This window comes from Enterobacter sp. MGH 38 (assembly GCF_000492855.1).
GTDB lineage: Bacteria > Pseudomonadota > Gammaproteobacteria > Enterobacterales > Enterobacteriaceae > Enterobacter > Enterobacter hormaechei_C.
Window position 1 is genome coordinate 1,789,012 of record NZ_KI535607.1, and the last position, 14,024, is coordinate 1,803,035.

The window sequence follows — 14,024 nt, forward strand, 5'->3', positions numbered from 1 at the left end:
TTTCCATCCTGCATTCTCTCCTCAACATCACAGCGGAGAGACCATCATGATCGCAGTCCTTTTCGAAGCCAAAGCCGCGCCTGCCCATCAGGCGCGCTACCTCCAACTTGCCGCAGAGCTTAAGCCTTTGCTGGCCGACATCGACGGCTTTATCGATATCGAACGGTTCCAGAGCCTGACGACCGACGGCAAAATCCTCTCCCTTTCCTGGTGGCGGGATGAAGAGGCCGTCCGCCGCTGGAAGCTGAACGTCTTTCATCAGGCGGCGCAGGCCGAAGGACGGGCGTCGATTTTCTCTTTCTACCGTATTCGCGTGGCGCAGCTGGTGCGGGAATACAGTTCCGAAACCGGAGGGCACGCGGATGTATGACGTTCACGTGATTTTCCGCGACGGGCCCGGCGAGCTGGCGCGCTTTGGACAGCTGTTGGGGCGCAACGGCGTGGGGCTTGAGGGTGGCGGCGTATTCGGTACCGATGCCCATTTCCTGGTGGAGGACGGGGAAAAAGCCCGCCGTGTGCTGCTCGACGCCGGGTTTACCGTGCAGGCGCTGCGAAAGCCGGTGCTCAGAAAGCTTAAGCAGGAGCGTCCTGGCGAGCTGGGCGAGATAGCGGCGGCGCTGGCGGCACGCGGCGTGTCTATCCTGACTCAGTACAGTGACCATGCGAATCACCTTATTCTGCTGACGGATGATGATAAGCTGGCCGCTGAGATCACCACACCCTGGGCGACGAATGTTAAAGACGAGCTTACCCTCTGATAACAGCGCGATGCTGGAAAAGGCGATTGCCGCGGTGGCGGCTGCAATGGCCGATCCGTCGCGCGTGAAGATGCTTTGTGCGCTAATGGACGGGCGTGCGTGGACGGCCACTGAACTGAGTGCGGCGGCAGACGTTGCGCCGTCGACCGCCAGCGGGCATCTTGCCCGGCTGGTTGAAGGGCAGCTAATTACCTGCCTGTCGCAAGGGCGGCATCGTTATTATCGTCTTGCCGGGCACGACGTGGCGGCGCTGGTGGAACAGATGATGGGGCTTTCGTGGAGCCGCATTACCCCGCCGGAAACCAGCGCGCCGAAAGCCATGCGTGAAGCCCGGACCTGCTACGACCATCTCGCAGGCGCGGTGGCGGTGCAGATCTATGATTTCATGCAGGCGGAAGGCTGGCTGGAGGCTGACGGTTCCGCATTGACCCTGTATGGTCGGGAGCAGTTCCTGGCGCTCGGTATTCCGTTAAGCGCTCATCCGCGTCGGAAGGCCTGCTGCGCCTGCCTGGACTGGAGCGAGCGGCGGTTTCATCTTGGCGGTGAGGCGGGCGCTGCGCTGCTTATCCACATGGAAAGCAAAGGCTGGATCCAGCGGGTGGCGGGTTATCGGGAGGTGGTGGTGACGGCTTCGGGGAAAAGTGCCGTCAGGAAGCATTTTAGCCGCTAAACGCCGCTGCGGGCTGATGCCCTCACCCCGACCCTCTCCCACAGGGAGAGGGAGAACATCGTTTCGCAATTCCTGCGCTTTAACTTCTCGTTTCTTGATACTTATCCTGATAACTATTATCGTGATGGCGTACTACGAGAGGGCTCCCCATGAGTGAAGAAGATCTGTTTAGCCGCAGGCCGATGGGCATGCGGATGGCGATGATCGTGCGTCAGTGGCGCGCAGTCATCGACGACGCCATTCTCGACACCGGGTTAACCCAGTCGAGCTGGACGGTGATGATGCAGCTTCATCAACTCGGGGATAACGTCTCGGTCAGCGAGCTGGCGGAAGTGCAGGGCATTGAACTGCCTCCCCTAATGCGCACGCTGACACAGCTGGAAAAGCAGGGCTACCTGCTGCGCACCGTCTCGCCGTATGACAAGCGTATCCGGCTGCTGACGCTGACGCCTGAGGGAAAAGCCATTCTTGAAAGGCTCTCTCAGGTGATTGAGACGTTCCAGGCGCGCGTATCGCAAAACATCGCGCCGGAACATATCGATATTTTCAGCGCTACTCTCAATCAAATCGCCTGCAATTTGCGGACAATCCGCGAAGAAGATAATAAGACCGAAAAATAATGACTCCTGAACAAAAGTTTGCCCGTTGGGTAAGGGTGAGTATTGCCTCTTTCCTGCTGATGTTTGTTTACTTTATCGTCGCGGATATCTGGATCCCGCTGACGCCGGACTCCACCGTGATGCGCGTGGTGACCCCGGTGTCTGCCCGCGTCTCCGGGTATGTGGCGGCGGTACATGTCCATAACAATAGCCAGGTTAAGAAAGGCGATCTGCTGTTTGAGCTCGACGCCACGCCGTTTCGCAATAAGGTCGAGGCGGCGCAGATCGCGCTGGAACAGGCGCGTCTGTCTAACGATCAGCTGGATGCGCAGATTGCCGCAGCGCAGGCCAGCCTGAAAACCGCCGTGCTGACCGCGCGTAACGACAAAGTGACATTCGACCGCTACCAGAAACTGAGCACCTTGCAGAACGTATCGCAGGCGGATCTGGATAAGGTCCGTACCACCTGGCAGAGCAGCGAGCAGTCCGTCAGCTCGATCCAGGCGAATATTCATAACCTGCGCATTCAGCGCGGCGAGCGGGATGAGCACCGTAACGTGACGCTGCAAAAATACCGTAACGCGCTGGATGAAGCGGAGCTGAATCTTGGCTGGACGAAGGTCTACGCCGAGGCGGACGGCACGGTCAGTAACCTGCAATTAAGCCCCGGTTTTTACGCCTCATCCGGTTCGGCTGCGCTGGCGCTGGTGAACACCCGGATCGATATCGTGGCGGATTTCCGCGAGAAGAGCCTGCGTCATACCCATCAGGGGACCGACGCTGCCGTGGTGTTTGACGCCTTCCCGGGGCACGTTTTCCGTGCCCACGTTACCAGCAGCGACGCGGGGATCCTCGCCGGACAGGAGGCCGTAAACGGTCAACTTTCTGAACCGGAAACCTCCAACCGCTGGGTGCGTGATGCCCAGCGTATGCGCATTCACGTAGCGCTGGACGAAGCCTTACCGAAGCCGCTGCCGACCGGCGCGCGCGCCACCGTGCAGCTCTACAACAGCGAAGGGCCGTTTGCGCGATTCTTCTCCGGGATGCAAATCCATCTGGTGAGCCTGCTTCACTATGTCTATTAGCACCCTGGCACGGGTATTTACCCCGCACGGCAACATCGTCTATACGGCAAACGACTTTCGCCAGACCCTGCGTATCGTCTTTGCCGGGATGATTGCGCTCAGTATTTCGAGTTTCTACAACACCAGCTACGGCGTGTTTTTTGTGGTCTACCCGATCATGCTTCTCTCGCTGGTACCGGTGTTTAATCGCCACGTGGCGAAGCAGTTTATCTTCAGCGCCTCGCTGAACTGCGTCGAAATGGTGTTGATTATCGGCTATCTGTCGCAGTGGCCGGTCATCATGACGCTGGTGGTGTTTGCCCTGTACGTGATGCGTTTTCGCTTTATGAGTAAGGGGCCGCTGTTCCTGTTCGGCTCGATGGGCGTGGTTTGCCAGAGCGTGATGCTCAACTTTATGAGCTACCCCACCACCAACTGGCACACGCTTTTATTCTCTAACATCGAAGCGAGCGTGATGGCGGTGTGCCTGAGCGCGCTGATGAACTACCTGCTGCCGGACGTGGAGCCGCGTAAGCCGCCGCCGCTGATTGAGAAAGACGATGCCCGCGTGCGCCACGAGTCGCTGCTATCCGGCACCGTGGCGACGCTGATTTTCGTCGTGTTCCAGATTAGCGACTTAAGCGACTCGCTTTCGGCGCTGATGGCGGGGATTTTGATCCTGTTCCCGATGCACTATCGCGGCTCGGTTATCAGCTCCATCTGGCGCGTGGTTGGCGTGGTGCTGGGGTGCCTCTATATCCTTGTCGTCCAGCTTATCCTCTACGATCACAGCAGCCATATGCTGCTGATGATGCCGCTGATTGGCCTTGGTCTGGCGTTTGGCGCGCGTCTGCACGTAATGGAGAAGGTCGGCGCCGGGGTAGGCTTCGCCAGTATCACCACCATCGGCATTATGTTCGGGCAGAACATGCACCCGGACAGCGACCTGGTGTTCAGCGATCTATACCGCATCACCTCCGTTACCTTCGCGCTGGTGGTCACGCTGACGATGGTCTTTCTGGTGCACCTGATCCTGAATCGCTTCGAGGCGACGCGCTACGTTATCGCGCCGCCAAAAGCGGATTAATGCCCCAGCACGGCGGGTAGCTGCGAGAGCAGAAACAGGATCAGGCCAATCGTACCGCCCACCAGGGTACCGTTAACGCGAATGAACTGAAGATCTTTACCGATATTGAGTTCTATCTGGCGTGACATGTCTTTGGCATCCCAGCTTTTCACCGTGTCGCTGATATGGCGCGTCAGGAACGCGGCGAAATCCGGCGCCACGCGGTGCGCGGCCTGCTCCAGATGCTCATTCAGCGACGCCCGCAGGCTGGCGTCGTTGGTCAGCGTTTCGCCAAACCACAGCCCGGCGTTGGCGATACGCTGCTTCACGCGGGAATCATCGCTCTGCATGTCATTTTTCAGCCACTGGCGCAGGTCAGCCCACATTTCCCCCAGATAGCGGTTAAAGGCCTCATCATTCTTGAGGTAGTGTTTGATATTCTCGGCTTTCGCCGTCATCTCCGGATCGTTTTTCAGATTGTCGATGAACTTGATCGTGGCGCGGTCAAACGCCTGACGGATCTGGTGCGTACGGTCGTGGCTGATATCGTCCAGCAGCGTGTTCACCGCGTTCGACACCATCTCCGCGCTTTGATCGCCCAGCCACTCGGTGGGCAGCACCATGGCCTTGCGCGGATGCTCGGTCTTAAGCCAGTGAACGATCTGGTCAGCAATAAATTCCCGCGTGCTTTCCCGCTGAATCAGGGTAATCAGGCGGTTTATGATGGCGTCCAGCAGCACCTGGTGACGGTTGTTTTTGGTCATGCTTTCCAGCATGACGGCGCTGGTCTCGGTTAAATCGACCTTGTCGATAGCCTTATGCACCGCGCGTTTGAGCAGGCGCTGGATGCGCCCATCGTCGGTAAGTTCCAGAAAACCGCCCATCACCTGCACCAGATGATGCCCCACGCGCCGGGCGTTATCGGGCTGGCTGAACCAGGTCCCAATCATCTGTGCGGGCTCGTAGCGACGGATAAGATCGACAAGGGATTGCGTATCGAGAAACTTTTCCTGCACGAACTGGCCGAGATTGTCGCCAATGCGGTCTTTATTGCGCGGGATAATCGCCGTATGGCGCGAGATAAAGGGAATGGGCACCCGGCGGAACAGCGCGACAACGGCAAACCAGTCCGCCAGCGCGCCAACCATCGCCGCCTCGGCAATGGCCTTTACGCCGCGCACCCAGAAGGTTTGCGGCAGGAACAGGGTGGTGATAAACGCTGCGACGGCAATCAGCAGCAGCGACAGCGCGAGAAGCTTGGCGCGTTTGAGTTCGGTATGCTTTTCCATGGGTTAAGGATAGAGGGTGATGGAGGTAAAATGCAAAATGTGCTATCTGGTGAAGAATTAAAATTCCTCTTTTAACTGACAGATCAGAAGATTTGTTGCATTCTCTTTCTGGTTCGGAGTATTCGTTTCTCATAGCTAATAATAATCTATTTTCTGGGGTATATAAAATGAATTTACTGTATCGTTTTATAAATGGAATAAAAAATAAATCCTTGGATTTATATTTGTTCCTTTTCTTTGTAGGTTGTTTTGTTTTGTTGAAAATAAAAGATCCAGTTCGGGTTTATTTGTCATATGCATTATTTATTGGCCTTTTAGTCATGCTGTATTTAAAAAGGCAGCGTGCCCGGGAAATTATTATTCATTTTATTCGGTTCGAAAGTGGCGGTGTTGTAAATAAGTTGGCCGGATGGGCGTCGCTCCTTGCCTGGGGTGCGTTTCTTCTTTTTCCTTTTGCAATAAATATACAGTTTGGTTTTCTTGCAAAAGTACTGTTGGTGATGTTCTCCATTTTTATTGTTATTAGCAGCGTTTTAACAATCTTTGTTCTCGAGAAAGATGGCCATGAGAAAGTAAAAAATATACGGGTTATGTTATTTTCATTTATATCAATCTGTTATGTTTTATCTAGTGCGTTCTCGGCAAGTTTATTTCTTCAGTTGAGTAATATGGATTTATCATCCAGTCCATGGTTGGAGTTTACATGGAAGCTCAGTTCATTTTTTGTATTGATATTTTTTATATTGCAGTTGACTACTTACGTAATATTCATCGTGACTGCTGATCATGCAAAAGGATATAGACTTTTTACTATTTTTGGTGCTTTGATTCTAACGAGTTTAATCGTATTATTTGTCTCAAGCAGGCCGGATGTAGTAGCATATTATGTTTTAAAATATTCTACTGGCAGTGAATGGCGGAGTGATTTTACATGTGAGAATGAAAAAATATCACGCCCTAACGAGAGATATTTCGGTTATAATACCGATAAGTACACAGCTTACTTTTTCAATCGTAACGGAAAGTGGGGGTTCGATGAGATAACTTGTGTTAAAAACTCGCAAGAGGGGAAAGGATATACTGTAAAAAATGTATCGACAGAAAATATCCCTCATTGGGTGAAATAATTAAAATCACAGTTCCTCCTGTCGGTAAACGAAAGGGGGAAAACGTATAAGAACCCTCCGTATATACCCAACTTTACCTTCATAGTCAGACAGATTGACTACCCTTAATACCCTAAGCGGTAAAACAAGGAGATTCGATATGGCTTACCAGACAGTAAATCCTGCCACGAACCAGCTCATCAAAGAATATCCCTCTCACACTGACGCAGACGTTGAAGCGGCGCTGAAGGCAGCCGATGCGCTCTATCACTCCGACTGGGCGAAAGGTGACATAAGCCAGCGCCTGCCGGTGCTGCATAAGCTGGCGGACCTGATCGACGAACGCGTGGAGGATCTGGCGAAAATCGCCAGTCAGGAGATGGGTAAGCTCATCGAACAAAGCCGCGGTGAAGTGAAGCTATGCGCGCAAATCGCCCGCTACTATGCTGACAACGCGAAGCAGTTCCTGGCCCCGGTGAAGTATGACTCTGAACTCGGGGAAGCATGGGTTGAACATCACCCCATCGGCGTGCTGATGGCCGTCGAACCATGGAACTTCCCATACTATCAGCTGATGCGCGTTCTGGCGCCAAACCTGGCAGCGGGCAACCCGGTGATCGCCAAGCATGCCAGTATCGTGCCGCACTGTGCAGAAACCTTTGCACAGCTGGTACGTGAAGCGGGCGCGCCGGAAGGGGCGTGGACCAACCTGTTTATCTCGTCCGAACAGGTGGCGAACATCATCGCCGACGATCGCGTACAGGGGGCGGCGCTGACCGGTTCAGAAAAAGCGGGTAGCGTGGTTGCGGCACAGGCTGCGAAACACATCAAAAAATCGACCCTTGAACTGGGCGGGAACGACGTCTTCGTGGTGCTGGACGATGCGGATCTGGAGAAAGCCGTGAAGATCGGCGTTAACGCGCGGCTTAATAACGCCGGGCAGGTCTGTACCGCGGCGAAGCGCTTTATCCTGCATGAAAAGATTGCAGACGCCTTCCTGAACAAATTCACCGAGGCGTTTAAGCAGGTGAAGATTGGCGATCCGCTGGACGAAAGTACCACGCTGGGGCCTTTGTCATCCAAAGACGCGCTGGAGACGCTAACTAAGCAGGTTAACGAGGCGGTGAAAAACGGCGCGAAGCTGCACCATGGCGGCAAGCCGGTGCAGCGTGACGGGAGCTTCTTTGAGCCGACCATCCTGACCAATATCTCGCGCGATAACCCGGCGTATTTCGAAGAGTTCTTTGGTCCGGTAGCGCAGATTTATGTGGTGAAAAACGACGACGAGGCGGTTGCCCTGGCGAACGACTCCCACTACGGTCTGGGCGGAGCGGTGTTCAGCCAGAACATCGAGCGCGCGAAGAAAATGGCGTCGCGCATTGAGACCGGGATGGTGTACATCAACTGGCTCACCGATACGGCGGCAGAACTGCCGTTCGGCGGCGTAAAACGTTCGGGTTACGGACGCGAGCTGTCGGATCTGGGGATCAAAGAGTTTGTGAACCAGAAGCTGGTGGTGGTGCGTAAGTGACGTAGTAATAAAAAACCTGCCGAAGGGCAGGTTTTTTTATCTATCAGGTGGCTTAGAAGCTCACGCCGCCGCCGAAGTAAGCGCCGTCTACCAGCGTGTGGTTTGGACGACCGTCTTTGCCATCAACGCTCACGTGGCGGTAGCCCACTTTCAGCGTAACCGGTTTGACCGGGGTCCAGCTTACGCCGCCGTTAGCTTCAACGTAGTTCTTCACGCTGTTGTTCAGTCCGTCTGGCGCAACGTAGCCTTCACCGAATACCCTGATGCTGTCGGTCAGGGCAACGTTCACACCGCCGCCGACCGGGAACGCCACGCCGTTATCGCCTTTCTTCGGGCCAACGTAGAGGGCCTTAGCGCCTGCGTTCAGCATTACCGGGCCGACTTCGAAATTGTAGCCTGCGCCCACGCCACCGGTCGTGGTGCCGTCGTCGGTGTTTTTCAGCCAATTACCTTCGGTGTAAAGACCGGAGGTTGATTTGCCCATTTCCACATTCAGATTGGTAAAGTTTTTACCCTGCTCAATGCTGCCGCCCATTGCCAGTGCGGAGCCCGATACGGCGGTGAGAGCAGAAAGGATGAGAACGTTAAGCTTTTTCATGCGTGTTTCCTCGTCATCAAATTAATCTGAGGGCACCTTAACAAGGGATGTTTATGACTGCAAATGTGATGGGTATCGCAGTTTTATGCTGTTTTTGTTGGTTTTTTTAATCTTAAATGTTGATGAGATGTTTTTATGGCAGATCGTCAATCCTCAATCCATTCGTGTTTAGGGAAAGTTTATATTTTTGGCTAAACGTTTAATGAACGAGGCGAAGAAAGCCGTTTGAGGTGAATTAATTAAGTTTCTAATAATTTCCAAAAGTATTTCGGCTGTCACAGATCAAGACAGAGCTTTACATTTCTGGTGATTGCTATACGTATTTCTTTGCCGATCCGCTGTCTTTTCATGTCATTTTTCTGACACGTTTCTTCATTACGTTGTTGGCTTCACTTACTGGATGCTAACAATATGAAAAGAAAAATTATTCCTGTGCTTATCGGTTGTGCGCTCTCTTTCTCTGGCCTGGCTGCGCAGCCTACCGCTGAGCGCTATATCGTCAGCTTCCCTGACGGCTCCCATGTGAAATACAGCGGCGCGTTTGCCGATGCGTTCCCGAACGGGCTCCCGGTGGGGATGGGTTCTGGTCTGCTGTTTACGGGCAAGCAGGGCGATGCGCTGACGTTTGCGACCGTGACCGATCGCGGTCCTAACGCGGATTCGCCAAAAATGGGGAAAAACGATGCCAAAATATTTGTTACCCCGGATTTCGCTCCGCTGCTGATGACGATCCGCGTGCAAAACGGTAAAGCGGAGGCCGTGGACGCGCGACCGCTGCATGACGATAAAGGCGAGATCAACGGCCTGCCACTGCAAAGCGGTGTGATTGGTTCCACCAATGAAGTCGCGCTAAGCGACACCTTAAAAGTACTGAAAGGCGATAACCGCGGGCTGGATACGGAAGGCATCACGTCGGACGGGAAGGGCGGCTACTGGCTGTGCGATGAGTATGGCCCGTTCCTGATTAACGTCGACAGTAAAGGGAAAATCCTCGCGATCCACGGTCCGCAGGCGACGCAAGGGGAGAAGTCCATCGCGGGCGGTCTGCCAAACGTTATCAAATGGCGTCAGGCAAACCGGGGCTTTGAAGGCCTGACCCGCATGCCGGACGGACGGATTATTGCCGCCGTGCAAAGCACACTGGATATCGACGGGAAGAGCAAAAAACAGGCGCTGTTTACCCGTCTGGTGAGCTTCGATCCGGCGACCGGGAAAACCGCGATGTACGGCTACCCTGTCGACAGCATGGCCTACAGCAAAAACAGCGACGCCAAAATCGGCGACATAGTGGCGCTGGATAACCACACCATCCTGCTGATTGAACAGGGTGAGGATAAAAATGACGCAATGCGTAACCTCATCTACAGGGTGGATCTGAGCAAGGCGAGCGAGCTGGCCGCCTTCGACAAGCCGGGCGAATACCCGGAGTTTGATGATGAGAAAACGCTGGCGCAGCGCGGCATCACCCTTGCGGAAAAAACGCAGGTGGTCGATCTGCGTGCGCTGGGCTGGCAGCAGGAAAAGGCCGAAGGGCTGGCGCTGATTGACAGCAAAACGCTGGCGGTAGCGAACGATAACGATTTTGGCGTGAAGGTAGCGATGCAAAACCCGGTCGAGGGCAAGAAGCTTAAGGATTACCGGGTGAACGCGGAAGGCAAGCTGACGCTGGATGATAAACCGGTGGAAACCACGCTCAGCGTGAAGCCGCTGAAGAAGCCGGAGTCCGACAGCGAGCTGTGGATTGTGACGCTGCCGGAGGCGTTGAAATAAGTTTCCCCCTCACCCTAACCCTCTCCCCGCGGGGGAGAGGGGATGATCGGTGCGATTTACTTTTTCAGCCCCGCAAACGCTGCCCGAATTTCTTCTTCCGGCAGCTGTATTCCAATAAACACCATCACGCTGTGCGGCGTTTCATCGCCCCACGGGCGATCCCAGTCGGCGCTGTACAGGCGCTGCACCCCCTGGAACAGCAGGCGGTTCGGCTCGCCGTCGATCCACAGCATCCCTTTATAGCGCAGCAGCTTGTCGGCAAACGACAGCAGCAGGTTTTCCATCACGCGGGAGACCTCGCTGATGTCTACCGGGTAGTCCAGCTCCACCACAATCGACGCCACGTCGTTTTGCTTGTCGGACATAAAGTGAAAGCGCGGTTTCGCGGTAACGTTCTCTTCCAGCATAAAGCCGTTGGTGTTGAACAGCTGAGCGAGATCGATATCGCCATGCGTCACCGTATAAATGGGCGCACGCGAGTTAATGCGCGTCAGGCGCTCGCGCAGTTTTTCGCTTTCACCTGCCACGTCGGTTTTGGTCAGCAGGATGCGGTCGGCGTAGCCCACCTGAGACTGGGCGATGGTGAACTGGTTCATCTGCTCGTCGGCATGGACCGCATCCACCAGAGCGATGACGCCGTCCAGCAGGTAGCGCTGGCAGATGATCTCGTGGGAGAAAAAGGTCTGAATAATCGGGCCGGGGTCGGCCATGCCGGTGCACTCGATCACCAGACGGTCGAAGACGATGTCACCGCGATCGCGGCTGTCGAGCAGGTCCAGCAGGGCGTCTTCTAATTCGTTAGAGCGGGTGCAGCAGATGCAGCCGTTGGTCAGGGTTTTGATCTGGGTGGCGCGGTCGCCAATCAGCTGATCGTCAACGGAGACTTCGCCAAATTCGTTTTCGATGACGGCGATTTTGAAGCCGTGCTGCTCGTTCAGAATGTGGCGCAGCAGGGTGGTTTTACCGGCGCCGAGAAAACCGGTCAGCAGGGTAACGGCAATCGGGGTCATGGTTTCTCCTTTAGCAGCAGCGGACGCCGCCTTCTCCACTTCCGCCGTAGCGCGCTTCCTGACGCTCGCGGAAGAATTCAGTGTAGGTCATGTACGGCTTATCCGGATGGTTGGTCTTCATATGCTCAACGTAGTTGTCATAGTCCGGAATGCCAATCAGCATTTTCGCCGCCTGACCGAGGTATTTTTTTGCTTCGCCTAAGTTACCAAACATTGAGGGTTCCAGATAGAAGAAGCCCGGAGGCGCGCAGCGATCCGGGCCTACAGTATCATGCTTAATTAATGGTGTGAGGAGGTCTTCACGCCGCCTTCCGGCACCGGCACGTACGGGGTTTCTTTATCCGTACGGCCCTCAACGTTACGCACTTTCATCCAGGTTTTGATGCCGTAGAAGATAATGCTGTACACCACCACCAGGAACAGAATGCTCAGACCCGCGTTGGTGTAGTTGTTCACCACGATATGGTTCATGTTGGCAATCTGCTGCGCGGTCAGATCCGCGCCGCCTGCGGCAATCTTCTCTTTGTACTGGTTAGCCATGAAGAAGAAGCCTTCCAGCTGCGGGTTGGTGCTGAACAGTTTCAGACCCAGCGCCCAGGTAGTGCAGAGCAGCAGCCACAGCGCAGGCACCACGGTGACCCAGATGTATTTGGTGCGTTTCATCTTCACCAGGACAACGGTACCCAGCACCAGGGCCACAGCCGCCAGCATCTGGTTAGAGATGCCGAACAGCGGCCACAGGCTCTTAACGCCGCCCAGCGGGTCAACAACGCCCTGATACAGCAGATAACCCCACAGGCCTACGCAGCCCGCGGTACCCAGAACACCGGCCACCAGAGAGTCGGTTTTCTTCAGGAATGGCACGAAGTTACCCAGCAGATCCTGCAACATGAAGCGGCCTGCACGCGTACCGGCATCCAGCGCGGTGAGGATGAATAGCGCTTCAAACAGAATACCGAAGTGGTACCAGAAGCCCATGTCCGCCCACGGCAGCACTTTGTGGAACACGTGTGCGATACCCACCGCCAGCGTTGGCGCGCCACCTGCGCGGTTCAGCACGGACGGTTCGCCGATGTCTTTCGCGGTCTGCATGATCTGCTCAGGCGAAATTACGAAGCCCCAGGAGCTGACGGTCGCCGCCGCGTGTGCGCTGGCGTCTTTCAGCTGCGCCATGATCAGCGCGGTATTTTCGCCGCCCATCTCATGCAGGTTTGGCATGGTGATGCCGAGACCCGCTGGTGGGGTGTTCATCGCAAAGTACAGACCTGGCTCGATAATCGACGCTGCAACCAGCGCCATGATCGCCACGAAGGACTCCATCAGCATCGCGCCGTAACCGATGAAGCGCGCGTCGGTTTCGTTGGCCATCAGCTTCGGCGTGGTGCCCGAGGCGATCAGCGCGTGGAAGCCAGACACGGCACCGCAGGCGATGGTGATAAACAGGAACGGGAACAGAGCGCCTTTCCACAGCGGACCGGTACCGTCAATGTACTGCGTCACCGCTGGCATTTTCAGCTCAGGATTGATGATCACAATCCCGATTGCCAGCCCGACGATCACGCCGATTTTCAGGAAGGTCGCCAGGTAGTCGCGCGGAGCCAGAATCAGCCACACCGGCAACAGCGCTGAGATGAACGCGTAACCGATCAGCGCGAAGGTGATGGTGGTGTCTTTAAAGGTCAGCGCCGGGCCCCAGTACGGGTCGTGCGCAATCACGCCGCCGAAGTAGATGGAGGCGACCAGCAGCACGATACCGATGACCGACACCTCGCCAACGCGGCCAGGGCGCAGGAAGCGCATGTAGATGCCCATGAACAGCGCAATCGGTACGGTAGAGCAGACGGTGAAGACGCCCCACGGACTTTCGGCCAGCGCTTTCACCACGATCAGGGCCAGCACCGCCAGGATGATGATCATGATCAGGAAGCAGCCGAACAGGGCGATGGTGCCTGGCACGCGGCCCATCTCCTCTTTGATCATCTCACCCAGCGACGAACCGTTACGGCGCGAGGAGATAAACAGCACCATAAAGTCCTGCACCGCCCCCGCCAGCACCACGCCCGCCAGCAGCCAGAGCGTACCCGGCAGGTAGCCCATCTGCGCAGCCAGCACCGGACCGACCAGCGGACCCGCGCCTGCAATGGCGGCGAAGTGGTGACCAAACAGCACGTAACGGTTGGTTGGCACGTAGTTCAGGCCGTCATTGTTAATGACCGCCGGGGTGGCGCGCGTCGGGTCGAGCTTCATGACCTTCTGCGCGATGTACAAGCTGTAGTAGCGATAAGCCACAAGATAGACGGAAACTGACGCGACCACGATCCACAGGGCGCTGACGTGCTCGCCCCGGCGTAATGCGACAACCGCCAGACAGAAAGCACCGATGATCCCGAGGATGGCCCAGGGCACGTGCTTAAGTAGTTTTTTAGTATCCATAGTAAGACCTGGTTTTTTATGTAAAGAAAAAAGGGTCAGGGTTCGTTGTGAGGAGGTATTGATTAATGCTGGAGCGATCGTGCCAGATCCTCGCGCGTATAAAGCACGGTAAATAGGTGAGTGGTTGAAA

At 55.4% G+C, this 14,024-nt stretch carries 14 protein-coding genes; 9 read left to right on the forward strand and 5 right to left on the reverse strand.

The window, feature by feature from the left end; all coding sequences use genetic code 11:
• Window positions 1-46 precede the first annotated feature (46 nt).
• The 6 genes from L384_RS12490 to L384_RS12465 all read left to right on the forward strand — a co-directional run bounded on the left by L384_RS12490 (window position 47) and on the right by L384_RS12465 (window position 4,178).
• Window positions 47-370: an antibiotic biosynthesis monooxygenase family protein gene (locus tag L384_RS12490; protein ID WP_023324106.1), complete on the forward strand. Its 324-nt coding sequence runs from the start codon at window positions 47-49 to the stop codon at window positions 368-370.
• Window positions 363-758, forward strand: coding sequence for an amino acid-binding ACT protein (locus L384_RS12485; protein ID WP_023324107.1), 396 nt, complete (start codon window positions 363-365; stop codon window positions 756-758). Before L384_RS12490 ends, L384_RS12485 begins: the two co-directional genes overlap by 8 nt.
• Window positions 733-1,428: an ArsR/SmtB family transcription factor gene (locus tag L384_RS12480; protein WP_032608444.1), complete on the forward strand. Its 696-nt coding sequence runs from the start codon at window positions 733-735 to the stop codon at window positions 1,426-1,428. Before L384_RS12485 ends, L384_RS12480 begins: the two co-directional genes overlap by 26 nt.
• A gap of 149 nt (window positions 1,429-1,577) precedes the next feature.
• A complete protein-coding gene (locus L384_RS12475; RefSeq protein WP_003863089.1) occupies window positions 1,578-2,048 on the forward strand; it encodes a MarR family winged helix-turn-helix transcriptional regulator in 471 nt (156 codons plus the stop codon).
• Window positions 2,045-3,112 (forward strand): HlyD family secretion protein, encoded by a 1,068-nt coding sequence (locus L384_RS12470; protein WP_086527941.1) that lies wholly within the window; start codon window positions 2,045-2,047, stop codon window positions 3,110-3,112. The genes L384_RS12475 and L384_RS12470 overlap by 4 nt, the downstream gene beginning before the upstream one ends.
• Window positions 3,102-4,178: a DUF2955 domain-containing protein gene (locus L384_RS12465; RefSeq protein WP_003863094.1), complete on the forward strand. Its 1,077-nt coding sequence runs from the start codon at window positions 3,102-3,104 to the stop codon at window positions 4,176-4,178. Before L384_RS12470 ends, L384_RS12465 begins: the two co-directional genes overlap by 11 nt.
• Here the strand turns inward: L384_RS12465 and L384_RS12460 are convergent.
• Window positions 4,175-5,446, reverse strand: a complete 1,272-nt coding sequence (locus tag L384_RS12460; protein ID WP_023324108.1) for a DUF445 domain-containing protein — start codon at window positions 5,444-5,446, stop codon at window positions 4,175-4,177. The genes L384_RS12465 and L384_RS12460 overlap by 4 nt on opposite strands.
• A gap of 167 nt (window positions 5,447-5,613) precedes the next feature.
• Here L384_RS12460 and L384_RS22315 point away from each other — a divergent pair, with 167 nt between their 5' ends.
• Together L384_RS22315 and L384_RS12455 are read left to right on the forward strand one after the other, a co-directional pair.
• Entirely contained in the window at window positions 5,614-6,573 is a 960-nt protein-coding gene (locus tag L384_RS22315) for a hypothetical protein (RefSeq protein WP_022650343.1), read from the forward strand.
• Between the two features lie 139 nt (window positions 6,574-6,712).
• Window positions 6,713-8,083 (forward strand): NAD-dependent succinate-semialdehyde dehydrogenase, encoded by a 1,371-nt coding sequence (locus tag L384_RS12455; protein WP_023324109.1) that lies wholly within the window; start codon window positions 6,713-6,715, stop codon window positions 8,081-8,083.
• A gap of 52 nt (window positions 8,084-8,135) precedes the next feature.
• Here the strand turns inward: L384_RS12455 and L384_RS12450 are convergent, their stop codons facing one another.
• Entirely contained in the window at window positions 8,136-8,681 is a 546-nt protein-coding gene (locus L384_RS12450) for a YfaZ family outer membrane protein (RefSeq protein ID WP_003856615.1), read from the reverse strand.
• Window positions 8,682-9,092: 411 nt separating this feature from the next.
• Here L384_RS12450 and L384_RS12445 point away from each other — a divergent pair, with 411 nt between their 5' ends.
• Window positions 9,093-10,451 carry an esterase-like activity of phytase family protein gene (locus L384_RS12445; protein WP_023324110.1) on the forward strand — a complete coding sequence of 453 codons (1,359 nt, stop codon included), beginning with the start codon at window positions 9,093-9,095 and terminating at the stop codon, window positions 10,449-10,451.
• A gap of 56 nt (window positions 10,452-10,507) precedes the next feature.
• On the opposite strand, the gene yjiA is transcribed toward L384_RS12445, so the two are convergent.
• From yjiA to L384_RS12430, 3 genes are all read right to left on the reverse strand, one after another.
• Window positions 10,508-11,461 carry a GTPase gene (yjiA, locus tag L384_RS12440; protein ID WP_003856612.1) on the reverse strand — a complete coding sequence of 318 codons (954 nt, stop codon included), beginning with the start codon at window positions 11,459-11,461 and terminating at the stop codon, window positions 10,508-10,510.
• A gap of 10 nt (window positions 11,462-11,471) precedes the next feature.
• Window positions 11,472-11,675: a YbdD/YjiX family protein gene (locus L384_RS12435; RefSeq protein ID WP_003856610.1), complete on the reverse strand. Its 204-nt coding sequence runs from the start codon at window positions 11,673-11,675 to the stop codon at window positions 11,472-11,474.
• A 65-nt stretch (window positions 11,676-11,740) separates the two neighbouring features.
• Window positions 11,741-13,894, reverse strand: a complete 2,154-nt coding sequence (locus tag L384_RS12430) for a carbon starvation CstA family protein (protein ID WP_023324111.1) — start codon at window positions 13,892-13,894, stop codon at window positions 11,741-11,743.
• Window positions 13,895-14,024 lie beyond the last annotated feature (130 nt).

Bases quoted from the DNA above. Each gene is read 5' to 3' on its own strand.
- L384_RS12460 (WP_023324108.1), bottom strand. From the start codon at position 5,446: ATGGAAAAGCATACCGAACTCAAACGCGCCAAGCTTCTCGCGCTGTCG.
- yjiA (WP_003856612.1), bottom strand. From the start codon at position 11,461: ATGACCCCGATTGCCGTTACCCTGCTGACCGGTTTTCTCGGCGCCGGT.
- L384_RS22315 (WP_022650343.1), top strand. From the start codon at position 5,614: ATGAATTTACTGTATCGTTTTATAAATGGAATAAAAAATAAATCCTTG.
- L384_RS12465 (WP_003863094.1), top strand. From the start codon at position 3,102: ATGTCTATTAGCACCCTGGCACGGGTATTTACCCCGCACGGCAACATC.
- L384_RS12455 (WP_023324109.1), top strand. From the start codon at position 6,713: ATGGCTTACCAGACAGTAAATCCTGCCACGAACCAGCTCATCAAAGAA.
- L384_RS12485 (WP_023324107.1), top strand. From the start codon at position 363: ATGTATGACGTTCACGTGATTTTCCGCGACGGGCCCGGCGAGCTGGCG.
- L384_RS12430 (WP_023324111.1), bottom strand. From the start codon at position 13,894: ATGGATACTAAAAAACTACTTAAGCACGTGCCCTGGGCCATCCTCGGG.
- L384_RS12480 (WP_032608444.1), top strand. From the start codon at position 733: ATGTTAAAGACGAGCTTACCCTCTGATAACAGCGCGATGCTGGAAAAG.
- L384_RS12490 (WP_023324106.1), top strand. From the start codon at position 47: ATGATCGCAGTCCTTTTCGAAGCCAAAGCCGCGCCTGCCCATCAGGCG.
- L384_RS12450 (WP_003856615.1), bottom strand. From the start codon at position 8,681: ATGAAAAAGCTTAACGTTCTCATCCTTTCTGCTCTCACCGCCGTATCG.
- L384_RS12445 (WP_023324110.1), top strand. From the start codon at position 9,093: ATGAAAAGAAAAATTATTCCTGTGCTTATCGGTTGTGCGCTCTCTTTC.
- L384_RS12475 (WP_003863089.1), top strand. From the start codon at position 1,578: ATGAGTGAAGAAGATCTGTTTAGCCGCAGGCCGATGGGCATGCGGATG.
- L384_RS12435 (WP_003856610.1), bottom strand. From the start codon at position 11,675: ATGTTTGGTAACTTAGGCGAAGCAAAAAAATACCTCGGTCAGGCGGCG.